At 71.4% G+C, this 25,622-nt stretch carries 22 protein-coding genes; 17 read left to right on the top strand and 5 right to left on the bottom strand.

Going from position 1 to position 25,622, the window contains the following annotated elements:
- Positions 1-185: 185 nt before the first annotated feature.
- On the bottom strand, positions 186-338 hold the full coding sequence (locus ACIQPT_RS21560) for a hypothetical protein (RefSeq protein WP_401157564.1): 153 nt from the start codon (positions 336-338) through the stop codon (positions 186-188).
- A 131-nt stretch (positions 339-469) separates the two neighbouring features.
- On the opposite strand from ACIQPT_RS21560, the gene ACIQPT_RS21555 reads away from it, so the two are divergent.
- The 10 genes from ACIQPT_RS21555 (at position 470) to ACIQPT_RS21510 (ending at position 10,005) form a co-directional block, all read left to right on the top strand.
- Positions 470-1,591: a helix-turn-helix domain-containing protein gene (locus ACIQPT_RS21555; RefSeq protein WP_401157504.1), complete on the top strand. Its 1,122-nt coding sequence runs from the start codon at positions 470-472 to the stop codon at positions 1,589-1,591.
- 12 nt (positions 1,592-1,603) lie between these two features.
- A complete protein-coding gene (locus ACIQPT_RS21550) occupies positions 1,604-2,185 on the top strand; it encodes an HD family hydrolase (RefSeq protein ID WP_401157503.1) in 582 nt (193 codons plus the stop codon).
- Positions 2,186-2,345: 160 nt separating this feature from the next.
- Positions 2,346-2,516, top strand: a complete 171-nt coding sequence (locus tag ACIQPT_RS21545) for a hypothetical protein (RefSeq protein ID WP_401157502.1) — start codon at positions 2,346-2,348, stop codon at positions 2,514-2,516.
- Between the two features lie 191 nt (positions 2,517-2,707).
- A complete protein-coding gene (locus tag ACIQPT_RS21540; RefSeq protein WP_401157501.1) occupies positions 2,708-3,268 on the top strand; it encodes a GNAT family N-acetyltransferase in 561 nt (186 codons plus the stop codon).
- An 805-nt stretch (positions 3,269-4,073) separates the two neighbouring features.
- Positions 4,074-5,186, top strand: a complete 1,113-nt coding sequence (locus ACIQPT_RS21535) for a MarR family transcriptional regulator (protein ID WP_401157500.1) — start codon at positions 4,074-4,076, stop codon at positions 5,184-5,186.
- A 139-nt stretch (positions 5,187-5,325) separates the two neighbouring features.
- Positions 5,326-6,561, top strand: coding sequence for a lipase (locus ACIQPT_RS21530; RefSeq protein WP_401157499.1), 1,236 nt, complete (start codon positions 5,326-5,328; stop codon positions 6,559-6,561).
- Positions 6,562-6,622: 61 nt separating this feature from the next.
- Positions 6,623-7,006 (top strand): VOC family protein, encoded by a 384-nt coding sequence (locus tag ACIQPT_RS21525; RefSeq protein WP_401157498.1) that lies wholly within the window; start codon positions 6,623-6,625, stop codon positions 7,004-7,006.
- A gap of 107 nt (positions 7,007-7,113) precedes the next feature.
- Complete coding sequence (locus ACIQPT_RS21520; protein ID WP_401157497.1) at positions 7,114-8,160, top strand: hypothetical protein; 1,047 nt, start codon at positions 7,114-7,116, stop codon at positions 8,158-8,160.
- Between the two features lie 32 nt (positions 8,161-8,192).
- Complete coding sequence (locus ACIQPT_RS21515; protein WP_401157496.1) at positions 8,193-8,591, top strand: DUF4440 domain-containing protein; 399 nt, start codon at positions 8,193-8,195, stop codon at positions 8,589-8,591.
- A gap of 148 nt (positions 8,592-8,739) precedes the next feature.
- The gene (locus tag ACIQPT_RS21510; protein WP_401157495.1) at positions 8,740-10,005 is read left to right on the top strand and encodes a serine hydrolase domain-containing protein; all 1,266 of its coding nucleotides are present in this window, start codon (positions 8,740-8,742) and stop codon (positions 10,003-10,005) included.
- A 19-nt stretch (positions 10,006-10,024) separates the two neighbouring features.
- Here ACIQPT_RS21510 and ACIQPT_RS21505 read toward each other — a convergent pair whose 3' ends face one another.
- The 4 genes from ACIQPT_RS21505 to ACIQPT_RS21490 all read right to left on the bottom strand — a co-directional run bounded on the left by ACIQPT_RS21505 (position 10,025) and on the right by ACIQPT_RS21490 (position 18,638).
- Complete coding sequence (locus ACIQPT_RS21505; protein WP_401157494.1) at positions 10,025-15,229, bottom strand: hypothetical protein; 5,205 nt, start codon at positions 15,227-15,229, stop codon at positions 10,025-10,027.
- 183 nt (positions 15,230-15,412) lie between these two features.
- The gene (locus ACIQPT_RS21500; RefSeq protein ID WP_401157493.1) at positions 15,413-16,177 is read right to left on the bottom strand and encodes an SDR family NAD(P)-dependent oxidoreductase; all 765 of its coding nucleotides are present in this window, start codon (positions 16,175-16,177) and stop codon (positions 15,413-15,415) included.
- A 126-nt stretch (positions 16,178-16,303) separates the two neighbouring features.
- Positions 16,304-17,470: a cytochrome P450 gene (locus ACIQPT_RS21495; RefSeq protein WP_401157492.1), complete on the bottom strand. Its 1,167-nt coding sequence runs from the start codon at positions 17,468-17,470 to the stop codon at positions 16,304-16,306.
- Between the two features lie 184 nt (positions 17,471-17,654).
- A complete protein-coding gene (locus ACIQPT_RS21490) occupies positions 17,655-18,638 on the bottom strand; it encodes a ScbA/BarX family gamma-butyrolactone biosynthesis protein (protein WP_401157491.1) in 984 nt (327 codons plus the stop codon).
- 160 nt (positions 18,639-18,798) lie between these two features.
- Between ACIQPT_RS21490 and ACIQPT_RS21485 the strand changes: the two genes are divergently transcribed.
- The 7 genes from ACIQPT_RS21485 (at position 18,799) to ACIQPT_RS21455 (ending at position 25,599) form a co-directional block, all read left to right on the top strand.
- Positions 18,799-19,482: a ScbR family autoregulator-binding transcription factor gene (locus ACIQPT_RS21485; protein ID WP_401157490.1), complete on the top strand. Its 684-nt coding sequence runs from the start codon at positions 18,799-18,801 to the stop codon at positions 19,480-19,482.
- Between the two features lie 231 nt (positions 19,483-19,713).
- Positions 19,714-21,327 carry an AMP-binding protein gene (locus ACIQPT_RS21480; RefSeq protein WP_401157489.1) on the top strand — a complete coding sequence of 538 codons (1,614 nt, stop codon included), beginning with the start codon at positions 19,714-19,716 and terminating at the stop codon, positions 21,325-21,327.
- Positions 21,324-21,704, top strand: a complete 381-nt coding sequence (locus ACIQPT_RS21475; protein ID WP_401157488.1) for a hypothetical protein — start codon at positions 21,324-21,326, stop codon at positions 21,702-21,704. The genes ACIQPT_RS21480 and ACIQPT_RS21475 overlap by 4 nt, the downstream gene beginning before the upstream one ends.
- A gap of 105 nt (positions 21,705-21,809) precedes the next feature.
- Positions 21,810-22,094 carry a LysR family transcriptional regulator gene (locus ACIQPT_RS21470; RefSeq protein ID WP_401157487.1) on the top strand — a complete coding sequence of 95 codons (285 nt, stop codon included), beginning with the start codon at positions 21,810-21,812 and terminating at the stop codon, positions 22,092-22,094.
- 399 nt (positions 22,095-22,493) lie between these two features.
- A complete protein-coding gene (locus tag ACIQPT_RS21465; RefSeq protein ID WP_401157486.1) occupies positions 22,494-23,978 on the top strand; it encodes a 4-hydroxyphenylacetate 3-hydroxylase family protein in 1,485 nt (494 codons plus the stop codon).
- A gap of 80 nt (positions 23,979-24,058) precedes the next feature.
- Positions 24,059-24,556: a flavin reductase family protein gene (locus tag ACIQPT_RS21460; RefSeq protein WP_401157485.1), complete on the top strand. Its 498-nt coding sequence runs from the start codon at positions 24,059-24,061 to the stop codon at positions 24,554-24,556.
- Complete coding sequence (locus ACIQPT_RS21455; RefSeq protein WP_401157484.1) at positions 24,553-25,599, top strand: hypothetical protein; 1,047 nt, start codon at positions 24,553-24,555, stop codon at positions 25,597-25,599. The genes ACIQPT_RS21460 and ACIQPT_RS21455 overlap by 4 nt, the downstream gene beginning before the upstream one ends.
- Positions 25,600-25,622 lie beyond the last annotated feature (23 nt).

Below are 25,622 nucleotides of genomic sequence, written 5' to 3'. Positions count from 1 at the left end.
TCTCGTCCTCGACCGGGAAATCGTGCGCGTCGCCCGCCCCGTAACACCTCATCCGCGCCGGGCCTCCCGCCAGGCGCGGCCAAGGTGGACAGCGGTCGGACAGGAGACTCCAGTGCGGCAGGTGGCGCAGTGCTGGGTGTGCCCGAGCCAGGTTCGGTATGCGGTGTCTCCAGAGGTAGTGGTCTTCACGAGGCACCGCCAACACAGATGCGGCACTCGCAGGCGGGGAACTCGTGTGAATACTCCGGTTCTTCCAGCGGGGTCACCTCGGATTCCGGTCGGAGCACCTGTGTACGGCCGTCGCGGTCCACCTCGTACACCTTGATCGTCATCGTCACGACAAACGCCTTCCACTACCCTCAGTCGCGGGGTCGTCACTGTCACTACGACGGTAGGGAGCAGGGGCCGCCGCTTGAACTGACCACCGGTACGGGTGTCCGACTGCGGTCGACGGGCAAAGGGGGGTGCCATGGGCAGCGAATCACGCACAACCCTGACCAGCGGTCGGGGAATGCCGGTCAGAAGCCGCGGCGGCATGGTGTCCGGGTACGTATTCCGTCTGGTTCGAGAGCAGTTGGGCCACACCCAGGAGGCTCTTGCGGAGTGGTTGCGGGTTTCGCCCGACACTGTCGCAGGCTGGGAATCAGGGCGCCGCCCCTTGACCGCCGTACCGGTCGGGCAAATGCTCGTACACCGCCATCAACTCTTACGGCTGGGCAGCGCGCCGGCCCTGCTCCTGGCTCTGGAACGGGCCACGGAGGCCGACGTACTGCTGACGGCCACTCTCAACGAGGACGTACCCACCGAAGACAGCCCGATCGGCGCGTGGGTCATGCAGCGTGAGCTGGTGGAAGTGCTGTCCTGGCCACTCAACGGCGTGACTCCGACGCCGTTGCGGGCCCTGCCCGGCCCTCCGCGACCCCGCAGGGGGCCCGTACCGCAAGGGCCGGAGCTGCCCACTGCCGACCGCAGGCGCTTCTTTGCCCACATGCGTCAAGCCGCAGAGCAGGCGCGTGGCAGGCACTGCTTTCTGCTGCGCCGCCAAGCCCTCTACCTGGCCGGGTACGACGATGCATCCGATACCTCCGATTGGCTGGCCCAACAGCAACGCACCGAGCGACCGGACGATTGGCTGACGGGCTGGCTCAACGCCCGTTCGGTGGCGGCCGTCGCCGCCAGGCAGGGCGACCGGGACCGGATGAGGCACTTCATCACCGTGACGCTCGCCGAGGACGACGCAGGCGAGGCAGCTAACCTCAACTACTGGGCGTACTGGATCGGCGAGGCACCACACGTCCAGCTGTCCGACGACTTCATCGCCGCTGCGAAGCCAGGCCCGTGGCCCGGCGACAAGCTGATGCGCCACCTGGTGCGCGGTCTGACTCCGGACCACGGCTTCTTCGATCTGAACGTTCACACCTTGTGGGCACTGCTTGCAGCACGTCCGAACCTGCTGCGCCCCGGAACCGTGATCGGGAACGAACTACGCGCATCCCTACCCGTGATGTTGGATAGTCGGGAGCTGTCGGCGCGGACACGCCGGGAGCTGGAGGGCATCCGGTACGCAATCCGCCTCGCCGACGAGGCGTGAGAGGAGTGGGTCGTGACTGACGATCTGTCTGCGGTGGGCCACTTTCTGTACGAGGCGGGCACGCTCAAGCAGACGCGGCGCACCGGCTGGTGGATGGCCGGGGTCCGTGACCCCGAAAGCGTCGCCGAGCACTCATGGCGTACGGCACTGATCGCCACGATCATCGCGAAGCTGGAGGGCGCCGACCCCGCCAGGGCCGCCTACCTCGCCGTGTGGCACGACACGCAGGAGACCCGGACCGGGGACGTTAACCACCTCGGGAAGAAGTACGCGCCCGCCGGCGACCCGCAGGAGGTCACCGCCGACCAGACGGCGGGCATGCCCGAGGTGCTGGCCTCGGCGGTCCGCGCAGTGGTCGCGGAGTACGAGGCGAAGGAATCACCGGAGGCGGTCTGCGCCCGGGACGCGGACAAGCTGGAGTGCATGCTCCAGGGCATCGAGTACAAGGCCCGGGGTTACGAGAATGCCCAGCGCTGGATCGACAACAGCCGGGGCCGCCTCGTCACCGGGACTGCGAACCGCCTGGCCGACGAACTCCTGGCGCAAGGAAGCCTCGACTGGTTGCGTACGGCCCTGGGGCAGAGCACGAAGTAGCCCTGGCCCGGGACTCCGGCCTCGAAACTCGGAACCCGAGTCCCGAGACCCGGGCTACGCGCTTCGGGCTTCGGGCTTCGATCACCGAGCTTCGGGAAGCCGATGATTGCCGCTGGCTGACGTACGTTGGTCACGTCGACGACCGAGAGGACAGCAGAGCATGCGGATCGTCATGTACCGCGAAGGCATCCACCGCACCGCCTACCACGTCAACGGTGAGTGCCCAGCTCTGACCGGTAAGCGGGATACCGTCGACAAGTGGGCGGCAGTACCGGAAGAGGAAGCGCGGGAGAAGCTGGGTCTTGAATCCTGCGCCCGGTGTGCTGCCTGACCGCTCGGCGTGCCTGAGACCTGCCGCCGAAGCGCACTTGGTCGGCATCCCGAGGGTGCGCCGGTCGCTGGTACGACCGCCGTTCCGCTCGCTGTGCCGGCACGGTCCTGCGGACTCACCGGGGACGGACGCGCCCGACCGTCCGGAAAATCGGATGGCCGGGGCAAGCGCGACGCGGCAGGATCCTCCGCATGACGTTGCCCACCCCCGAGTTGCACACCGCCCGCCTGCGACTGCGGCCGTTCACCGTCGCCGACGCGGCGCCGCTCTACGCGCTGCACAGCAGCGCCCACGTGCTGCGTTACTGGGACTCCCCGCCGTGGACCGATCCGGCCCGCGCCCAGCGCTTCATCGCGACCTGCCGGACGATCGAGGAGGAAGGCACCGGGGCGCGGGTGGCCGTCGACCGTGTCTCCGACGGATCGTTCATCGGCTGGTGCGGCCTGACCAGTTGGAACCCGGACTTCCGCAGCGCGTCCCTCGGCTACGTCTTCGATGCCGCCGCGTGGGGCAACGGATACGCCACGGAGACCGCGCATGCCGTCCTGCGGTGGGCGTTCGACACCCTGGACCTGAACCGCGTCCAGGCCGAGACCGACACCCGCAACGTGGCGTCCGCCCGGGTCCTGGAAAAGCTCGGCTTCATCCGCGAAGGCACTCTCCGCGAGGACTGCGTGGTCAGCGGCTACGTCTCCGACTCCTGGGTCTTCGGCCTCCTCCGCCGCGAGTGGCACCCGGCGGTCGGCCACTAGGCCAGGAAGATCCACACGAGGACCGCGACCCCCGCCGTCGCCATGAGCCCAGCGATGGACAGCGATGGACAGCAGCATGATCGCGCTGCGATAGGCGACTGGCGGAAGCTCGGCATTCTCGGGGTTCCGGGGGTCGTAGATGACGTCGACCCGCTCGCCCAGCCCCGCGGTGGCAGCGGATGCCGCGGGCCCCAGGCATTGGTGGGTGTCACCGGCCGGGGTATGGAAACGCACCACGATCCTGACGCCGCGTTCACGGTAGGTGCATTTCACGCACTCGCCGGTTGTGCGTATACGCGAAGGCTCCTCCGGCCGCCATCATGATCAGGGCGTGCGGAACCAGGGCGGCCGATCAGGTCGACACCCTCCGCGCCCCGCACTCGAACCCAGTAACCCGAGACCCGGGCTTCGGGCTTCGATCCCCGAGCTTCGGGACGGTCGGGTCACTCGTCCGGGTGTACGCAGGCAGCGTCCCGCCCCGAAGCTCGGGGCCCAAGCTTCGGGCTTCGGGATGCGAGGACCGGGATTCGAGCGCCTTCTTTAACCGGCAGGCAGATACAAGGGGTTGGGAAAAACCTCCCTACCTCCCTACCCCGTCACGGCGAGCAAGTATGACTAATCGTGACAGCTTGCGGCGGAGCGTCACCACTGCTTACGGTGCGAGAACTAATCGACCCCGACTCGGTGTTGTCGCACCAGGCCGGGGTCTCACCGCAAGACCGACACACACCAGAAAGTCGATCCCGTGGCTACACAGAACACTAGCTCCGCCCTGCCTGCCCCCGCACGCTCCGCCCCGTACCCGATGGCCAAGCCCGGCTACGGCAAACGCACCGCCCCGGACCAACGCCCCCGCACACCCCACGACTTCGCCCTCCTGCCGACACGCGAGCGGTACGTCGCCGGATTCGTCGACCACCTCCCCGAAGGTGCCGCGATGAGCGTCAAGCAACTCGCCAAGCAGCTCCCGCTCTACGGGCAGCAGGCGATTTCCACCGCCCTGACCGCACTGTCCGTCGCCGGGCATCTGCGACGCGTGCGGTGCCCGGTCGTCGGCTCGGGCGACGAGACCCGCTGGGTCTTCCGCACCTTCTGGTCCCGCACCGCCCACGACAACGAGTGGTGGAACACCTACCTCGCCACCGAGAAGGCCGCCCGGGCCACCGGCCCCGTACCGGAAGCGGCCGCCGCCGGCAGCTCCGCCCCTCCGCCTCCCTGTGTGCCGGCCGAGGAACCGCCGCCGCCCGCACCGCCGGAGGCTCCCCGGGGAGAAGCCGCCCGCGAGATGCCGGAGTTCCCGCGCACGGACGTCGCCCCGGACACCGCCCCGGAGCCGTCAGAATCATCGGAGCCGTCGGAGCCCGGGGCGACCTCCGCCGCCGTCTCCGTACCGGACCAGCGCGCCGCCACCACCAAGCCTCCGAAACCGGGCCGGAGCACCGCCCCGGAAGCACCCCGCTCCCCCGCCTACCTCTCCCTGGCCCAGCTCGGCCACAAGGACAACCGCCTGACGTTGTCCGCCGGGGACTGCGCCGCGCTGGAGGCGCAGGCGGCCGAGTGGTTCGCCCGGGGCGTGGACGCCGAGTATCTGATCTCCGCGCTCACCGCAGGGCTTCCGGCCCAAGTCGACTTCCCGGTGCACTTCGTCCGCCGCCGCCTCGCCGACAAGATGCCGCCCCGGCTGTCCGCCGAGCACAGCTCACCCCGGGCCCCCGCCCCGCGCGTCCTGGTGGAGTGCACCGACTGCGGTGCCCCCGGCCGGCCCGAAGCCCTCCCCGACGGTCTCTGCCGCCCCTGCCGCGCCGACCACCGGCCCGGGGCCGTCGCGAACCCGCCCGGACCCACCGGGGTACCTGCCGACGCACCCGACGTCGGGGCCTACATCGCCCGCCTCCGCGACACGCTCAAGGCCCCTTGACTCGGCTTGACTCGGCGACGAGGACCTGGAAAGAGGCGGCTGGCCCCCACCCACTTCCGGGGGGCTGCACCAGTGCGCCCGGCGATCACGGAAGCGAGAGTCAACTCATCAGCCCCTGCGCCGACTTGAGGAGACCTTTATGCCCGTCCGCCGACGCCTCACCACCGCAGTGGCCTGCGCCGTCATGCTCATCGGCTCCGCAGCCGGGGCCACGGGTGCGCTCGCAGCAGCACCGGCCCACCTCCCCGTCGCGCACTCCCAGCACCAGAGCGGCCGTGGCGCCCTGCTCCACGCCGAACACCTCTACACACTCAAGACCCGCGAAGCCGTCGCCGCCGAGCTGACGAAGGCGGGGTTCGACGCCTCGCAGGCGCGGCACGGGGTGGACGCGTACCGCCTCACCTACCGGACGGTCGACCCGCAGGGGCGCCCGACCACGGCCAGCGGCCTGGTCGTCCTGCCGCGCGGGCGGGAAGGCCGACTGCGTGCTGTGTCGTTCGCGCACGGCACCGGCAGTCACCGCAGCGACGCGCCCTCGATGCAGCGCGGCACGTTTCTGACCGGGCCGCCCGTCAGCTACGCCTCGGCCGGGTTCGCCGCCGTGGCGCCCGACTATCTCGGCATGGGCACGGGGCCCGGACCGCACCCCTGGATGCACGTCCCGTCCGAGACGACCGCCTCCCTGGACCTGCTCCGGGCGGCCCGCGCCTTCCACCCGCTCGACCGGAAGGTCCTGGTCACCGGCTTCTCGCAGGGAGCCTCCGCCGCGCTCGGGCTCGGCCGGGCCCTTCAGGCGGGCGAGGACCGGTACTTCCGGCTCGGCGCGCTCGCGCCCATCAGCGGGGCCTACGACTTCGGAGGAGCAGAGCTCCCGGCGCTGCTCGCGGGGGAGCTGGATCCGAAGTCGAGCGTGATCTACGCGGCGTACACACTGGTCGCCTTCAACCGCGTGCATCACGTGTACGACAGCCCCGGCGCGGTCTTCCAGGACCCCGCCGTCGAAGCGCTCTTCGACGGCGAGCACACCGGACGTCAGCTCTTCGAGGGCACACCGGACTCTCTGGACGACCTGCTCACCCCGTACGGCCTCGACCTGTTGGCCCACCCCCGGGGCGGCCTCGCCGATGCCCTGCGGGAGACGGACAGCGTGTGCCGCGACTGGACGCCCCGGGTGCCGGTCCGGCTGTACATGGCGAGCGGCGACGAGCAGGCGACCACCGCCAATACGGCGCACTGCGCGGCGTCACTGCGCGGCCGGGGCGTTGAGGGGGAGGTCGTTGACCTGGGGGCGGTCGACTACGAGGGATCGCGACACCTGGGGTCCAATGTGCGGGGCACGGCGGACGTGCTGCGCTGGTTCCGGCAGTTGGTGTGAGGGGTCGCCGCGCGCCGCAGCTCGGTGGCGATCGGCGGGGAAATCAGGAAGGCTGGCGCGCATGGTTTCGGTAGTGCAGAACGTGGCGATCGACTGTGCGGATGCCTATGAGCTGGCACGGTTCTGGAGCAGTGTGACGGGCCGCCCGCTGCATCCGGAGGACGGACCGGGCGCCGAGGCGACCCAGGTGATGCTGGCGGAGGGCCCGGTGCTGTACTTCAATCAGGTGCCCGAGGCCAAGACGGTCAAGAACAGGCTCCATCTGTGTCTGCGGCCCGAGACCTCGCGCGATCAGGAGGTGGAGCGGCTGCTGGGCCTCGGTGCCACGTTTGTCGCTGATCACCGGAAGCCCGACGGCGCGGGCTGGGCGATCCTCGCTGATCCCGAAGGCAACGAATTCTGTGTTCTGCGGAGCGAGTCCGACCGGGCCGCCATGTCTTCCTGACACGCACGTGACTCCTCCCCTCGTATCAGAGGCACTCACCCAGCGGGGGAGGTGAACCGTTCCGGCGGCTGACGCCGTCCCGCCCCGGTCGATGCCACGTTCGGAGCATGACCGGTGCTTCTGAACAGACGATGACGGCGATCTGGGGAACCTGGTGGCGGCGATGGCCGGGCTGGGCGGCCTGGGCGGCCTGGGCGACGATGCTGTGGGCGGTGCTGTACGCCAGCTTCGGCCTGGTGTGCGCGCTGCGCGGGACCCCCTTGTTCCACTACGGCAGTGGCTCAGGGGCCACCGGGCTGGGGTGGGCCGTCCTGGCGGTGGGTGTGCTGGTGGCACTGGTCAGCGGGGCGGTGGTGCGGTACGGGCTGCGGCCGGGGTTGCGCGTGCTGCTCTGGATCGCCTGCGGGCTGGCCGGGATCACCGCGTTCAGCCTGCTGATGGATGTGATCACGCTGATGTTCGGCCAGGGCGTCGACAGCCGGGCGTCCACCGCGAACAAGGCCCTGGCAGCGGTCGGTGCGGTCCTGCTCGCGGCCACGGCCACGGCCCGGTCCGACCGCCCGCCTGCCGGTACCGCCGTACGAGCACCGTCCGCCGCGCCGCGCCGCGTCCAACTCGCGGCGTGGGCCGGGACGCTGGCCTTCGTCCCGTACGCGGCGATGAAGCTGGTCTGGGCGTCCGGCGGCACGTTCGCGGGGGTCACCGGCGAGGAGATGCTCGCGGTCTCGGAGCGGAACGGCGCCTCGGGGATCTTCCTCACCCTGGAGTCCTGGGGCCTGGACCCCACCGCGCTGCTGGCCGCGCTCGGCGTCTTCCTGCTCTGGGGTCTGGTCCGCCCGTGGGGGCAGGTCTTCCCGCGCTGGACGCTGTTCCTGCGCGGGCGACGGGTTCCGCGCCGGCTTCCGCTCACCCCTGCTCTGCTCGGCGCGGCCACGCTCGCCCCGTACGGCGTCGTGGGGATCGGGTACGTGGCTCTGGCCACGGCCGGCGTCGTGACGGTGCGGCGCGGCGACTTCCCCACCCCGGGTGACGCGCTGCTGGTCGGCTGGATCGGGATGATCGCCTTCGCCGTCTACGGCATCGCCCTGACCATCGCGGCCCGCTCGTACTGGGTTCGGACACGGCCTGCCCGCATGACGGATCCGTCACTATGACCGGTGAGGGACTCATCGGCGATCATGGCCGGATGAGTCAGGAAACCACAGAGGTGAGCGCGGCGATCGACGGCGAGTTGCGGCTGATGGACCCCGCCGTACGTCTCTCCCGGTCGGTCGCCGAGACGCTGCTCGACCCGGAGTTCGTCGAGGTCGGGGCTTCCGGGCGGCGGTGGACGTACGAGGAGATGCTCGCCGCCCTCCCCGGCCTGGACGGCGGGGACGCGGACGGCCCGCGCTTCGAGCACTCCGGTATGACCGGGGTGGCGCTGGCGCCCGGGCTGGTGCACGTGACGTACGAGTCCGTCTTCGGCGGCAACCGGGCCCGTCGGAGTTCGCTGTGGCGCAGGCGGCCCGGGGAGACCTCGTGGCGGATGTACTACCACCAGGCGACGCCCGTCCCGGCCGGTGAGGGCTCCGAGCACTCCTGAGTCCGCGCGGCTCCGAACGAGTGGACTTGGCAGGGCGCGGCCGGGATGCGGCGCGGAGGCCGGGGGGTGGGTGGTGTCGTTGCCGTCCGTTCCGCTCCCCTCCCTCCCCTCCCCTCCCTCCCTCCCGACCTGGAAGAGGCACGCCCCCATGCGACGCTCCCCCACCCGACGTCTGTTCGCCGCGACCCTGCTCGCGGCGTCCGTCCTGGCCCCGATGGCCGTGGCTCCCGCCCCGGCGGTCCACGCCGCAGGCCTCGACGGGCACGGTCAGTACGGCAGACATGACCTGCACGATCGGCACGATCGGCACGTTCCGCACGGCGACGACTCCTGTCCGCCCGGCGGTCTCGATCCCGCGCTGACCGCCAAGCTGGACAGGACCATCGAGGACGTCCGGAAGCAGGCAGGCATTCCCGGTGCCGTCGTCGGACTGTGGATGCCGGGGAAGGGGAGTTACGTCCACGCGAGCGGCGTCGCCAACACGGTCACCCGTGAGCCGATGTCGGCCGACACCCGTGTCCGGATCGGCAGTGAGACCAAGACCTTCACGGTCACCGCACTCCTCGAACTCGTCGACGACAAGCTCGTCAAGCTGGACGACCCGATCTCCGCGTACATCCCCGGCGTGCGCGACGGCGACCGGATCACGCTCCGTCAGCTTGCTGGGATGCGCAGTGGCCTGTTCCCGTACACCGCCGACGCGGACTTCGTGCACGACCTGCTGAGCGACCCGTACCGCTCGTTCACCCCGCAGGGCGTGCTCGCGTACGGCATGAAGCACAAGAACACCTTCAAGCCGGGCGCACAGTTCCAGTACTCCAACTCCAACCTCGTCCTGCTCGGCCTGGTGATCGAGAAGGTCACCGGGCAGAAGCTCGACCGCGTCATCCACGAGCGGGTGCTCCGCCCCGCCCGCCTGCACAACACGCTCTTCCCGACCGGCGCCGAGTTCCCCGCGCCGCACGCCCACGGCTACACCGACCAGACGCTGAGCGGCGAGACCGAGGACGCCACGGACTGGAACCCCAGCTGGGCATGGGCCGCCGGGGCGATGATCTCCGATCTGCACGACCTGCGCCGCTGGGCCAAGGTCGTCGCCACCGGGGAGCTGCTCAGCCCCGAGACGCAGGCGCAGCGGCTCAAGACCCTGCCGACCGGGTTCCCGGGGCTCAGCTACGGCCTGGGCATCTTCGATGCCGACGGGTGGATCGGGCACAACGGTTCCCTGCCGGGGTACGAGACCGTGACCGTCTACCTGCCCGCGCAGAAGGCCACCCTGGTCATCATGATCAACACGGACTCCCTCAGCGGGGGCCAGGAGCCGTCCACGCTGCTCGCCCGCGCGGTCACGCAGATCGCCACCCCGGACCACGTCTACGACGGCAGCGCCTCCCAGGGGCCCAGCACTCCCTGAGCCGGAACGCTCCCCGCGTTCAGGGCCCCGTCAGCGGTGGTGCGGCCGGCGTGTGCAGGCCCAGGTGGTCGCGCGGGTCGGCGATGGCGTCCGGGTGGGCGGCCAGGAGGCGGGTGGCCGTCGGCAGCGGCATGCGGACCACCACCGGGCGGGGCAGCGTCAGTTCGCGCTCCGCCACCGTCGTACGGGATGTCCGCACCCGGTCGGTCACCCGGGCCACCACCCTGACGTCCAGCGTGAACTGCACCAGCACCGAGGCGAACTTCGGCTTGTGCAGCGGCATCGAGCCCGCGCCGTGCGCCGCCGCGCCGCTCGCCGAGCCCGCACCGCCCGTGTTGCCCATCAGCTGGTTGAGCCGGAACTCGTCGGCGTTGAGGACGCCCGCGCCGACGAGTCCGCGTGCCCCTCTGCCCTGTTCGGCCGCGCTCTGGCCGTCCGTCTGGGTGGGGCGGGGCGCGCCCAAGTGGCTCTGGGCGACCGTCTCGAACGTCATCTTGTCCCCGGCGCCCAGGACCCTTCCCGCCCGCAGGCGCGCGTGCACCGAGGCCTGGAGGTCCTGGCCCGTCGCCCCGCTCGCGTGCACCGGCGGCAGCTCGGCCCCGGCGTTGGTGAGCAGCGGCAGGGCCGCGATCAGCCACTCGGTGGAGACCGCCTCGCCGAGTGTGTAGGCGGCGGCCTGGCCCTTCTGCCGGAAGCGGTCGCCGCCGCCCGCCGCCCGTACGGCCGTGTTCACCAACTCCCTTACGCGCGGCGCTCCCTGGAAGCCGTTCACCTGCGCCTCCATCGGCAGCGGGATCCCGTCGGACCGCCAGGCGCCCAGCCCGGCCGGGTCGCCCGGCGGTCGGTCCGGGCCGCTGCGGGCGGGGGCGCGGCGCGGGGTCCGCACCCGGCGCAGCGCCGCGAGGTCGCTTTCCAGGATGCGGTGGACCAGCGACGTCCGGCCGGTGGCGGCCAGGGCCAGCCGGCGGTCTCCCCGGTGGAGTTCCAGGGTGGCGATGACCGGCACCCGCATCTTCGCCGACGTGGCCGTCTTCGCCTCCGCGACCGTCTTCATCCCCAACTGGCCCCGCGCGGCTGCGCCCCGGCGGCGTCCGGATCCGGAGGAGACGCCGAGCCCGCCCGCCCCGCCCGCGCTCTTGACCGGGCCCGCCCCGCCGTCCGGTTTGCCGGAGGCCGCGAGGATGCCCTCCATCCCGGTGGTCACCCCCTCGTCGTGCGACGTGGCCTGCTGGGCGACCGCCGAGGTGATGTACTCCATGTCCCGGCCGTCGTCCGCCGCCCCCTCCCGGGCCGCCTCGCCGACGCGGTCGACCTTGAACACCGCCCAGTACGGGGTCCTGCGGCCGTCCAGCAGTTCCACCGTGACCCCGCCGTCCATGGCGCTCCCCAGCAGCCCGGCGGAACCGTCCCGGTCCAGGACCCGCAGCAGGCGCTGCACGTTGTCGTTGCGGTCCCGGAGCTGTTGGCGCGGCAGCAGGTCGTCGGCCACGTCCTGCTGCCCCGTACGCGCGAGGGTGCCGCGCAGCCCGTCCAGCAGGGGCACGAAGTCCGGCAGGTCCTCGATCGTGCCGAAGCCGAGCGGCAGGTCGCGGGCGAGGGTCGGTCCCCGACGGGCCGGGCCACCGGATGCCGACGTCGATGCCGATGCCGACGCTGTAGCTGATGCCGTCGCCGTCGCTGCTCCCGTCGCCGTCGCCGTCGTTGACGCCTCTGCCTCCACCTTCAGCGCCCTCCTCGCCGACTCCGGCAGCTCCACCCCCGCCGCCCGCAGCTGCTCCGCCGTCAGCCACACCGCCGCCGCGCCGGGCAGGGTCCGCGCCGCGTTCGCCACGTACGGGCCGCCGCCCGTGACCTTGACCTCCGCCACCATCGTGACCAGCAGATCGCACCGTACGAGATACAGCGGGGCCTTCTTCGGCGTGTGGGCGTTGCGCTCCACGGTCCCCGACACGGTGGCGGCCTCGCTGTCGCCCGTGGTCGTCGTCCTGGACCCCGACAGGCCCTCGCCGACCCGCCACTCCGCGCCGTTCTGCACGCCGGTCGCCCCGAACTGCACCGTGCTCGCCGTGCCGCCGCCCCGCTGTCCGCCGGCCTGGTGGCCGCCCAGCACAAACGTCTCGGTGCCGGGGCCCGCCGCCTCGTGCACCAATCGTGGGGCCGCCAGCGTCAGCCGGGTGCCCACCGCGCCGTTCAGCGCGGCCAGCCGGCGCTGATAGCGCAGGTTCTTCACCACCCAGCCGGAGGACGCGGCCTGCCGCAGCGCGGCCGTGATCGCCTGCGGGCTGAAGCGCTCCTCGACCGCCAGCCGGGGCGCGAGCCCCTCCGTGGCCAGTGCCGGATCCTGACGGCCCGCCTCGCCCCGGGCGGCGGCCCGGGACAGCAGCGCGAGGGCGAGATCGCGGACCGGCTGCCCGTCGCCGACGGTCTCCACCAACTGCCAGTCCCGTACGGGCTGTCCAGCCGTCGGGGCCGGGGCAAGGGCGGCCAGGTCGCCGATGCCCGCCGCCGCCACGGGGCTCTCGGGGCCGGGGGCCTGTTCGCCGCCCGCGTCCAGCCGCGCCTTCTCCTCCGTGCCCACGGTGAACTCGGACGGCGTCAACAGCCGTACGTCCTGCTCCTCCAGGTGCAACCCGGACAGCAGCCTGGCCTCCGGCGCGTCCCGGCCGGGGGAACCCGGGGTCACGGCGCGGGCCAGCTTGCGCTGCCGGGAGGTCATCGTGACGTCCACGTTCAGGCGCAGTGCCGCCCCGAACGCGCTCGCCTTCTCCGAGCCGTTGGTGAGGACGTCGGTACGGGTCGTGGGGCCGCCCTGGTTACGGCGGGTGCCGCTGCTGGTGCGCTCGTAACGGGCCGAGCCGGTGAGCGCGCCCGGGACCAGCCGGGCCTGGGCCAGCACCATGCCGCCGATCGACCGTGAACTGCTGCGCCCGCTCTGGACGTTGGCGGACACGCCGGCGTGGCTGCGCACCAGCCAGTCGTCGATGTCGCCGAGGTGGGTCGCCTCGCCCAGGTCGCCATGGACCCGTATCTGCACATCGTGGGAGTGCAGCGTGGTCTTGCGGCGCAGCCGGACCCGGATGCCGGTGGACAGCAACTGGTCCTTGTTCACCCGCAGGTTGGCCTCAGAGAGGGCGGCCATCAGGTCCCGGTGGTTGGCGCGCTGCGCCTCCGCCTCCTCCCGGCTGCCGCCCGCCGTGGGCGCGGTCGCGCCGAAGGCGGGCAGATAGCCGGCCAGGCGGGGGTCGGTGGCGAACAGCTCCCGTACGGCCTTCAGCATGGGCGCGGTGTCGAGCCGGCCCAGCGTGACGCTCGAACCCATCGCGCCGAACGGAAGGTGGCGGCGCTCGTCCGATGCCTCCGACGCCTCCGACGCCTCCGATGCTCCTGATGGCCCGCCCTGCGCCGCTCCCCGCGCCGGACCCGGATCCGGACGTGGCTCCGGACGTGGCTCCGGGCGCTTGATGAACTCGCCCGCCGTCACTCCCGGCGGCAGCGGCAGGCCCAACTCCTGTGCCTCGTCCGCCCGTAGAGCGACCCAGACCTGCATCGTGTGCGTGGCGACCCTTGTCTCCGGGCGCAGGACCATCCCGGCCGACCGGGGGCCGGTGCCCTCCACGGTCAGCCGGACCGTCCCGAGGTACAGCACCTTCTCGCCCCGCACCTCCGCACCCTGCCGGCTGGAGACGGTCTGCTCGTTCACGCTGAACCGGGACGAGCGGGCCCCGGCGACCGGCATCGCGGTGGCCCGCACCACGGCCGCGTTCGCCGCCGCCCCGAGTCCGGCCGCCGGGCCGATCCCGCCCGCGACGGCGCGCCCCTTGCCCGCCGCCTCGGTCGTCGTGTGCTGCGCCTGCTGGTGGGTACGGAGCTGGGTCCCGCCGGTGGCCCAGGCCGGGGACAGCCCGGTGACGGTGGCGCTCATGCGGTAACTGCCCGCGCTGCTGCCGTCCTTGGAGTGCAGCTCGTCCCCGGTGACGCCGCTGCCCAGCAGGCGGGGCAGGTCCTCCAGCACGGTCGGGGTGGCGGTCGCCTCGTACAGGCGGGAGCGGCCGGGAGCGCCCGGCGCGGTCAGCGAGGGGTGCAGGACCGAGGCGACCGCGTCGAACAGGCCGCCGCCGCCCCGGTGCGGCCCCGCCGTGTCGGAGACGCCGACCGGGGCCAGCGAGTCGGCCAGCGCGACCCGCCGGGCGAGGTCCTCGCCCACCGGCCGCGGGCGGGCCGGGGCCGCGGTACCGGCCGGGATCAGGTGCTCGGTGGGCACCCGCTGGGTGAGGCCTCCCGAGCCCCGGTAGACCTGCTCGCCCCCGCCCACCTGGGGCCGGATCCGTACGGCGTACACCACCCGGCGCTGCACCTCCACCGAGCCCTTGTCGCTGCGCAGTACGCGGGGTTCGGCCACGCCGCGCTGAGTGCGGGAGTCCCGCGAGGACTGCCAGGGCTGCACGCTGCCCGTCACCGCGCCGCCCAGCCACAGCCCCGGCGCCACGGGGGCGAGCCCGAACGCCGTGCCGCCCACGCCCGTGCTGCTGGAGTTGCCCGCCGATGTGCCGGCGGTGGCCCCGCTGTTGTGCTGGACATCGACCTTGGTGTCCTTGCCCTCGGCCTCGTCCACCGCGGCGAGCGGCGCACCGCCCGGGTCCGGCGCGGCCGTCGGCAGGGCGGCGGCCGGGTGGAACGTGGGCGGCCGGTCGTCGGGGGCGGGTGCGATGGTGACCGTGACGTCGAAGCCGTCACCGGCCCCCGTGCTCTCCACCGCGAACGCGCGGCCCCGGCCGAAGAACGACTCGGGCCGCCCGGCCAGTTCGGCGGCGATTCCGGCCACCGTGCCGTCGCCGTGGCTCACGACGGCCGCGACCGCGTTGCGCACGAACTCCTGCCCGGTCAGCCCGTACGCCGTGGACAGTCCGCCCGCCTCCAGGTCCATCAGGTACGGCGGCAGCACGAGCCCTTGCTCGGCTCGCTCGTCGATGACCGGGGGCGGGGCGACGGGCCGCTTCCCGCGTCGCAGCGCCCGCGTGGTGGCCTCGTTGCCCATCATCCGCTGCATGGTCAGCAGACCGGGCGGACCGCCGCCGGTGACCCCGGGGCCGGCCGGAGCGGCCGGGCTCCGCCCCCGGCGGGTCCGCTCGGCGTCCTCGGGCACGCCCCGCGCGCCGCCGAATCCGCCGGTTCCGCCGGTTCCGCCGGTTCCGCCGTCGCTCCCTGACCGCTGCTGCCTCCGCACGGCCTCAACGTAGCCAGCGGTCCCGCGGCCCACGGCCGATCGGGCGGCCGGGCGGACGTTCGCCGCCCACTCCTCATCCGCGCGCCAACTCCCGTACACCGAAAGGTCCGCGCGGGACCGGTGAACGGCGCCCTGCCGGACGGCGCGCACCCTCGTGGCCCGGGCGCGCCGACGGCGGCCGTCTCAGCGGGCTGTCCAGCCGCCGTCCACGGGGACGGTCGCACCCACGACGAACGAGGCCTGGTCACTCAGCAGCCAGGCGGCCGCCGCCGCGATCTCGCGGGGGTCCGCCGTCCGCGGCAGCGGGGCCATGGTGCGCAGCTCCTCCTCCAGGCCCGGGTTCAGGTCGAACCAGCGGTCCATCATCTCGCTGCGCGTGGTGCCGGGAGCGATCGCGTTGACCCGGATGCCCTGGGCGGCGTACCCGGCGGCCGCCTTCGTCAGGCCGATGACCGCGTGCTTGGAGGCGATGTACGGGGCGGCCGCCGGGGTGGCCACCAGACCCGCCACACTGCTGTTGTTCACGATCGCCCCGCCGCCGGGCAGCATCGCGGCGAGCTCGTGCTTCATGCAGTTCCACGTGCCCCGGACGTTGACGGCCATGACGCCCTCGAAGTCCGCGTCGTCCATCAGGTGCATCGGTACGGGCACCACCGACGTCCCCGCGTTGTTGAACGCGGCGTCCAGCCCGCCGAGGCGCTCCACCGCGGCCTCGACCGCGGCCTTGGCCTCACCGGGGTGGGCGACATCCGCGACGGCGTGATCGGCGTCGAAGCCCAGGTTTCTCAACTCGGCTGCCAGCGCCGCCAGTTCATTGTCACGTCGGGCCACCAGGAACACCGAGGCCCCGGCCTCGCAGAACACCCGGGCCGCAGCGGCTCCGATGCCGCTGCTGGCGCCGGTGATCAATGCCTTCCGGCCGGCCAACAGGTTGTTGATATTCACCATGGCAGAAACCTGCCACGTCCCTGAACCGGCCGGAACACGAGCGCGGTGGATCTGGCTTGATCCACCGCGTCCTATCACATACCAGCATGCCCGGATGCTTTGCTCACCTGGGTCGTCGAGTTGACCTCATTGGCCGGAACCCGCCCCCACCGGAGCCCGGAGGAGCACCGGAAGCTCACGGTGGCCGTTCGAGACGAACGACATCTGCGGCGGCAGCTCCTCCGCGGGCACAGCCAGTGCCAGCTCCGGGAAGCGCTCGAACAGGGCGGGCAGCGCGATGTTCACCTCCATGCGGGCCAGTTGCGCACCCAGGCAGTAGTGGGGCCCGTGGCCGAACGAGACGTGATCGTGGCGCGTGGCGCGGGTGACGTCGAAGCGGCCCGCGTCCGGGCCGTGGTGCTCCGGATCCCGGCCGGCGCCCACGAAGCACAGGACGATGGGGTCGCCCTTGGGGATCGTCACGTCGCCGGTGTCGATGTCCTCGACGGCGTACCGCAGGATGCTGTGCGCCCCCGGCGGCTCCAGGCGCAGGGTCTCCTCGACGACGTCCTCCCAGGAGGCCCGGCCCTCGCGGACGTGCGCGAACTGGTCAGGGTTGGCCAGCAGGGCGACGACCGCGTTGTCGATGAGGTTCACGGTCGTCTCGTAACCGGCGGTGAAGAGGAGGATGAGGTTGTCGAGCAGCTCCTTCTCGCTCATGTCGGCAGGGCTCGAGTCCCGGGCCGCGATGAGCCCCGAGGTCAGGTCGTCGCCCGGCTTCTCCCGCTTGAGCGCGACGAGTTCGGTCATGTTCCGGTAGAGATCGAGGGTGTTCGCCTTCGCGTCCTCCGCCGTCGCGGAGGTGGCGAAGAATCCCCTGATGATCCGGTGGAGCGCCGGACGCACCGACGCGGGAATCCCGAACAGCTGGCACACGACCTGGTGCGGCAGAACGTGCGCGAACTCCTCGCGCAGGTCGACCGGCCGCCCGGCGGGCCGGGCCTCCAGTTGGTCCAGCAGCTCCCCGGTGATCTGCTCGATCCACGGGCGCAGGGCTGCCACCCTGCGGGCGGTGAACTCCCCGGCCACGGGCTTGCGCAGCCGGGTGTGGTCGTCGCCGTAGGCGGTGACCATGTTCTGGACCGAGACCCAGATGGACAGCGGCCACTCCTCGGAGACCTCGCCGCTGTTCCACGCCGGCCAGTGCCGGTAGGCGTCCTTCGACACGCGTGGGTCGACGAGCAGCCGCTTGACCAGTTCGTAGCTGGTGACCGACCACGCCTCCACTCCGCCGGGAAGGACGACCCTCGTCACGCGCCCCCGGGAGCGGATCTCCTCGACTTCGCCGTGAATGTCCTGACCGAGTGGGTCAATAGGGAACGGGCAGTGCTTGCTCACAGAGATATCCCCCCAGAGAAATCGTGAGACCGAAGATGGTGGGACCGAAGTCGGTGGGAAGACCGAAGTCGGTGGGACCGAAGTCCGGTGTGGAGCGGAATCAGGCGGAGACAGCGATTCCGGTGATGCGCGCACTGAAGACGGGCCGGTCGCCCTGGTGGCCCGAGACGTGCAGACAGGCCGTTCCCGGCTCCCCGTCGGCCGTCGGGCGCGCCTCGATCACGCAGGGCGCGTCGAGCTCCGCGTAGCGGTCGAAGCACAGGCTCAGCGAGGCGGGATAGAAGCCGGCCGGTCCGGCCGCGGCCTGGGCGGCCTGGTGGACCGCCTCCAGGAGCACCATGCCCGGGACATGGTCGTTCGGGCGTGCGAACAGGGCCGGGTTCGCCGGGTCGGCCCGCAGCACCCAGCGCAGGGGATCCCCCGTGGGGGAGAGGACGACGTCGGCGGGATCGGTGCGCCGGACGGCGGCCGGCGGCACGGGAGCCGGCAGCCGGGCCGGCGGCAGGGCGGTCAGCCGGTCGCCGCGCAGCCTGCGGTAGGCGGCCGGAGAGGTGGAGGTCAGGCTGCCGTAGCCGGTCGCGACGACCCGGCCGCCGCGGGTGATGACCATGTGACAGGTCATCCGGGCGAGCCGGGCACCCCTGCGCCGGATGTCGGAGCAGGTGAGGTCCAGCAGGAGCGGCGGGCCGTCGGGGCCGGTCCGTGCCCGGTCCGGCTCGATGGTGTAGTTCAGGTCCCGCATCAGGAAGTGGTGGTCCAGCGGGACGTCGAATTCGGCGTGGGCCACCAGCCGGCCGGCCTGACGGATGGTCTCCGCGATGAGCGACGGGGCGTGGCGCCCGTGCAGTGGTGAGTGAAAGGGATGGGAATCCGGCCAACCCAGGGTCAGCGTGAAGCGGTCGGTGTCCGTGCGTACCCAGTCCGATATCAGGACATCGGATGGCCGGGCGCGCTGCAGGAGCTGTCCCGGCGCGGCCCGCCGGGGCGGGACGGCGGCGCCAACTCTTAGATGCGTACGGGCAGTTGATGCGGGCTCCGGACGTACTCTCGGGCCCTCCTGGTGCATGGCTGTGCTGATCGACATGTTGCCCCCCATGGCAGATCTCGAGCCAGTGACGGTTCGAGCCAGTGGGAAGATACGTGCTTCCAGGTATGATTCGCAATCACCCATGTGCAAGCCACGGGCCTTGTACCCGATCGGTACAGAGGCCCGCGGTGTCACAACACAATCGACGGGAGCAGGCGTGACTCAGCACGAGCGATCGAAGAGGACCCGGGGCCTCATCGTCGGGGCCGCGGGCGCGGTGTTCGCGGAGAAGGGGTACAACGGGGCCACCATCTCCGATGTCTACCAGCGGGTAGGGCTCACCAAGGGCGCGTTCTACTACTACTTCACCGGCAAGGAGGACCTGGCCCGGGCCGTGCTGGACAGCCAGGTCGGCCAGGTCCCGTTCCCGCACGTACCGCGCACCACCCGGCTCCAGGAACTCGTCGACGCCGGCATGCTCTTCGCCCTCCAGGTCCGCAAGGACACCGCCGTGCAGGGCAGTCTCCGGCTCTCCCTGGAGCACGGGGCGCACGACCTGGACCGGCGCAGGCCGTACGAGAACTGGATCGCCCACAACCGGCACGCGCTCACCCTGGCCAAGGATGCCGGTGAACTCCACGCGCACGTGAACCCGGAGTCCGTGGCGCACCTGCTCGTCGGCGCGTTCTCCGGGGTCCAGATGCTGTCGGAGGCGATGAGCGACTGGGCCGACCTGGAGGAGCGCACCTCGGTGATGCTCCAGCACATCCTGCCCACCATCGCGCTGCCCGGTCCGCTGTCCCAGGTGGACATGGGCCCCGACCGGGCCGCGCGCGTTCTCGCCGATCTCGAGAAGCTCCAGCAGGAAGAGACCGCGGAGGAGCACCCGAGCGACGGCTGAGGAAGGCCGGCCCGCGCCGAGGACGGCCCGGGCCGCCGCTGTCACCGCCGCCACTGTCACCGCCGTCGCGCAGGGCCGCCGTCGCGCAGGGCCGCCATGGCACAGATGTGCGACATCAGGATTCCCGATGTCAGTTGCATACCTGCATGCACGTTTGTTTCTATCGATCTGTCTTCGCGGGAGGCCCCGCGCTCAGAGACGACGGCTCTTGACCGACCACGGAGAAGCCACATGATCAAGCTCGATGACATCCGGCGCCACGCGGCCCACGGTGCGACGCGGGACGCCTTGATCGACGGACAGGTGCGGCTGACCTGGGGCCGGTTCGGCGACACCGTGGAGAGCGTCGCCGCAGGCCTGGCGCAGCGGCTGCCCGACGGGGGCCCGGTCCGGGCGGTCTTCCTGGCCGGCAACACCTGGCAGCTCGCCGTCGCGATGAGCGCCTGCGCCACCCTCGGCGTGTCCTGCACCGGTCTGGACGCCGACACCGACCCGGATGCCCTCGCAGCGGTCCTCACCCGGCTCGAACCGACCTTCGTCTTCACGGACGCGGACCGCCGCGCCGTGCTCGACCGCCTCGTCCGGCCCACCGGCCCGGAGGCCCTGCACATCCTGCTGGACGGCGCCTCACGCGCGGGTGACGACAGCACTCCCGCCCGCCGTCGGCCGCTCCCCTTCGACCGCCTGACCTCGGCCGAACCACTGCGTGAACTGCCCGCCCCACTGCCGTACGAGTCCTTCGCGATCAGCGACGACGACGCGGGCCCGGTCCGGATAGCCGTGCGCCGTACTCCCTCCGAGGGCCGTCATCTGGTGGACCTGGTCGACGAGTTCGGTCTCGCCCGCACCGATGTGCATCTGGCCTCGGCCCCGCTGGCGCAGCACTCCGCGCTCGCGCTGACCCGCACCGCGCTCGGCGTCGGCGCCACCGTCGTGCTCGCCGACGGCGCCGACGGCCCGGCCCTGGCCGCGTTGCTGGCCGGTGAACGGGTCACCACCGCCACCGTCGGCCCCGCGGCCCTGCACGCGCTGCTCGCCCTGCCCGCCGACGCCGAGCCCTCCCCCCGCACCGGCCACCTGCGCTTCCTGGCCGCCCCGGGCCGGCAACTGGGCACCTGGGCCGTCAACACCGCCTGGGAACGGCTGGGCCCGGTCCTGCACACCACGCTCGGCAGCCCCGAGACGGGCCTCACGGCCGTGCTGGGACCCGAGGAACTGCTGGTCTCTCCCCCGCACTCGGGTCGCACCACCCTCGGCACGACCGTCGTGGTCCTCGGCGAGGACGGCCGGGTGCTGCCGCGGGGCGGAACGGGCAGGCTCGCCTTCGCCGGACACCAGGTGATGGACGGCTACCTCGACGGGGACGCCCCCTTCGCCGTGCTCGACCACGGCCCGGGCGAGGAGCGCTTCCTCGTCACCGGCCAGTCCGGGCGCATCGACGAGACCGGCAGGTTGCGGGTCACCGGGCGCACCACCGGAGTCCCGGTCCAGGAGCGCGGGTCGGCCGTGGACGCCGAGCTGTTCCGCCTGGAGTCGGACCTGCTGAACCTGCCGTGCCTGCGCGACACCGCGGTCATGCGGGTCAGCAGCCCGGTCCTGGGCGACGCGATCGTCGTGCCGTTCATCGCGGTGGCGGTCGGCCGCGAGGCCACCGGATACGAGGCCCTCAGCGCGGCCTGCGCCCGCCGGGTGCCGTCGCTGGCCGCGCATGTCATCGCCGTGGACACCATCCCGTACAGCCCGACGGGCCGCATCCGCAGCGGAGAGCTGCTCGACGCGGTGCTGCCCATCATCACCCTGAATCTGCAGCTCGAGCAGTCGATGCAACAGGAGATGTCCACATGACCGTGCCCTCCCTCGACGACCCGATGTACGACGAAGAGCCGGTGGAGGACTTCGAGCCGGCGTTCTTCGCGCTCGAACTCGAACTCCTGGAGCTGCCCTGCGTCAAGGACATCGCGGTGCTGCGCACGCGGCTGCCCGAGGTGGGCGAGACGCTCGTCGTGGTCTACGTACCGCTCTCGGCGGACCAGGAGATCGGCGGCCGGCGTGCGGCGCTCGCGGCCTGTGAGCGGCGGCTGCCCTGGGTGCTCTCGCACGCGGTGGCGGTCGACTCCATTCCGCGCAGGGCCGGCGGCGAGGCGCGTACCGGACTGCTGATCGACCGTCTGCTGCCGCAGATAGCCCGGGACCTGCTCTCCCCGATGGAGATGTCCGACTGACGCCGCGACCCCGCGGACGACGTTCCACAGGGACTCAATTTATACATGCATCGTGGTATGTTTCAGTCTCCGGGGCTTCCGGCTCCGCAGAAGGGAGCCTTCGCCGTGCAGTTCCAGCAGCTGCGCACATTCCGCGAGGTAGCCGCAGAGTTGAGCTTCACCCGTGCCGCGCGGAACCTCCACTACTCGCAGCCGAGCGTCACCGCCCACATCAAGAACCTCGAAGAGTTCATCGGGACCCCGCTGTTCCATCGCGGGGGCGGCCACATCGAGCTCACCGAGGCGGGCCGCACGCTCCTGCCCCACGCCGAGCAGATCATCACGATCGCCGAGACGGCGTTCCGCGAGGCGGCCCTGGCCGGCGGCCGCTCCCGGACCGCCGCCGCCTGAATTCCTGACCGCCTGAATTGACGGCCGCCCGAATCCACGTCCGTCCGAATCCATGATCGTCCGAATCCGCGGTCGATATACGGTCGATATTTCGCTCTCCGTCTCCCGAACGGCCCGACGGCGCATCGTGCTCCCTTCGATGCGCCGTCGGGCCGTCGCTCTTCCGCGCCGCCGGGGAATGCGCAGTTCCGCCGTCTCCGCTGGTCACAACAGGTTGGCGTGGATGAGCAATTCTTCATGCGTGACCCCGCAAGAACACCTCTCCGAGGCTGCCTAATCTCAGATCAATCGAACTGCGCCCCAATTAACGGTTCGCCTGTTTTCACACCCGGAGAGGATCAACACATGGGTCAGGTCCCCATAGCCGATCAGTCGGCCGCGGAAGCCCCGAACGACCTTATGACAGGTGACACGTACCTGGAGAGCCTGCGCGACGGCCGTCAGGTGTTCCTGGACGGCGAGCTCGTCAAGGACGTGACCACGCACCCGGCCTTCGCCAACGCCGCGAAGTCCACCGCGCACCTCTACGACGCACTCCACCACCCGGACACCCAGGACCTGATGACGACGGTCGACCGGTACACGGGTGCCCGCGTCCACCGCTTCTTCACCCCCGCGCACTCGGGCGAGGAGCTCCTCAAGGCCCGCGACGCCATCGAGCACTGGGCCAGGCTGAGCTACGGCTTCATGAACCGCACGCCCGACTACAAGGCGTCGTTCATGGCCGGCCTCGCCAACACCCACGACTTCTACGAGCCGTTCGGCGACAACGCCCGCGCCTGGTACGAGAAGTACGCCCGCCAGGGCCTCTCGATCAGCCACGCGATCGTCAACCCGCCGGTCGACCGCAACAAGCCGGCACACGCCATCCGCGACGTCTACCTCAAGGTCGTCGAGGAGCGCGACGACGGCATCGTCGTCGAGGGCGCCAAGCTCATGGCCACCGCCTCGGCGCTGTCCAACGTCGCCTTCGTCGGCCAGATCCACCTCGCCAACCTCGAGGCGGGCAAGGCCGACGACATGGCCCTGGCCTTCCTGGCGCCGATGAACACCCCGGGCATGAAGGTCGTCTGCCGCCCGTCGTACGAGTCCAAGGCCGCCAGCCCCTTCGACAACCCGCTCTCGAGCCGCTTCGACGAGAACGACGCGGTGCTGGTCTTCGACAAGGCGTTCATCCCGTGGGAGAACATCCTGATCTACCGGGACACCGAGAAGATCCACCAGTACTTCCCGCGCTCGGGACTGCTCAGCCGCGGCTTCTTCCAGGGCGCCATCCGCATGTCGGTCAAGCTGGAGTTCATGGCCGGCCTGCTCGACCGGGGCACCCGGCTCAACGGCACGGACCAGTTCCGCGGCGTCCAGGCGGGCCTCGGCGAGCTGCTGGCGTGGCGTCACCAGACCTGGGCCGTCACCACCGCCATGGCGCTCGACCCGGAGGCGGGCCCCGGCGGCACCGTCCTGCCGCGCATGGACTACTCGGCCGGCTACCGGGCGCTCGCGCCGATCAGCTGGGAGCGCACGCACCGCTTCTTCGAGGAGCACCTGGCCGGCGCCCTGCTGATGACCCCCTCCAGCCACAAGGACCTGCAGAACCCGGAGCTGCGTCCGCTCCTCGACCGCTACTACCGCGGCTCGGGCGGAACGGCCGAGGAGCGCTCCAAGCTCTTCAAGCTGGCCTGGGACGCGATCGGCACCGAGTTCGGCGCCCGCCACGAGCTGTACGAGCTCAACTACGCCGGCGGCCCCGACCAGGTGCGGCTGGACACCCTCAACTGGTCCCGCGGCGCCGGACTGCTCGACAACTACGGCGCACTCGTCCAGCAGGCCATGGACGACTACGACCTCGACGGCTGGACCCGCGGCCGCTGGGCCCAGGACAACTGACCGCCCCGCCACCACCGGACGGGTGCGCGCGGCCACCGCGCCCCGGGCACCCCTCCGGCCGCCCAGCAGAGAGGCTGCTCATGAATCACGACCTGCGCGACGTGATGCGTACCTTCGCCACCGGGGTCTGCGTCGTCAGCACGTACACCGAGCACAACGGCGAGCGGCGCCACAACGCCATCACCGTCAACTCACTCACATCCGTCTCGCTGGACCCGCCGCTGGTTTCTCTGAGTTTCCGTCAGGACTCAGAGTTCTTCGCGGAGTTGATGACGTCGGGCGTGATCGGCATCTCCATCCTCGGCGCCGACGGCGAGGGCACCGCCCGCGCCTTCGCGCGGCGCCGCCCCGAGCGCGACCGGTCACTGCGCGAGCTGGCCGGCGAGGAGGGCGAGGCCACCGGGACGCTGCTCTTCGGGGCGGCGGCCTGGATGGAGTGCCGGCTGCGCGACCACGTCATCGCCGGCGACCACGTCATGGTCATCGGCGAAGTGGTCGGGCTCGGCGCCCGCGAGTCCCAGCCCCCGCTGATCTTCCTGCAAGGCGGATTCCACAGATTCGAACTGGAACAGGTATGAGGTCACGAGCCAAGAAGTCCCTGATCCTGCGGGGGATCCTCGCCGCCACGCTGGCCGTCGCCGGCATCTCCGTACTGCTGTGGCCGGTCGCCACCGCCCCGGCGACCGGCGCCGTGAAGAGCGCCGCCGCCGACTCCGGCACCGTGAGCCTCTGTCTGGTCACCCGGGCCGCCCCCACCCGCGAATACACCATCAGGGTCACCCGGCGGGCCGCCGACATCCTGCTGAAGGAGACGCTCTCGTACGAGGGCGTCTGCGCCGACTACGGAACGCCCAGCGACCTCGGCGACGGAAACCTGCGCACGTACGCGCAGATCTCCGGCGACACACCGCAGACCGTCGGCATCGTCTTCCCCAAGTCCACGCTGAACAACCTGCCGACCGCCATGACCGACGGCAAGCACTGCTACGACATGGACGACGACGGCTCGATCGACGAGCACACCGAGTGCGTCGGCGGCCACGAACGCCCGCTGGAACTGCCCTCCCGGCTCACCGGGCTGTCCGGCATGCCGCTCAAGTGGGCCCTGGTGAACTTCAACCCCATGGGCCACGGCCCCGAGCACATCTACGACTCCCCGCACTTCGACTTCCACTTCTACACCCAGCCGAAGGCGGAACGCGACGCGATCCGGACCGGCCCCTGCGGCCTGGCCATCAACTGCGACGACTTCGAGACGGCCACCAAGCCGCTGGCCCCGCGGTACCTGCCGAAGGACTACGTGGACAACGGCGTCGCCGAGGCGGCCATGGGCAACCACCTCGTCGACATGACCTCGGACGAGTGGCACGACCAGTCCTTCACCCAGACCTTCATCTACGGCGCCTACGACGCGAAGATCACCTTCCTGGAGCCGATGATCACGAAGTCCTGGTTCGAGGGCATCGCCACCGGCGCCGAACCCAGCCGCTGCTGGCCCGTCAAGCAGCCGCAGGAGTGGCAGATCGCCGGCTGGTACCCCCAGGAGTACTGCATCACCTACCGCGCCAACCGCGGCGACTACACGGTCTCGATGCAGGACTTCCAGCACAGCGCCGCCTGAACCCGCCGCCGCACCACGCCCCC

Origin of the sequence: Streptomyces sp. NPDC091289, from assembly GCF_044757365.1 — a bacterium.
In the GTDB taxonomy this organism is placed as follows: Bacteria; Actinomycetota; Actinomycetes; order Streptomycetales; family Streptomycetaceae; genus Streptomyces.
The sequence above is the reverse complement of the archived record's forward strand: the minus strand, read 5'-3'. Positions and strand labels throughout refer to the sequence as shown.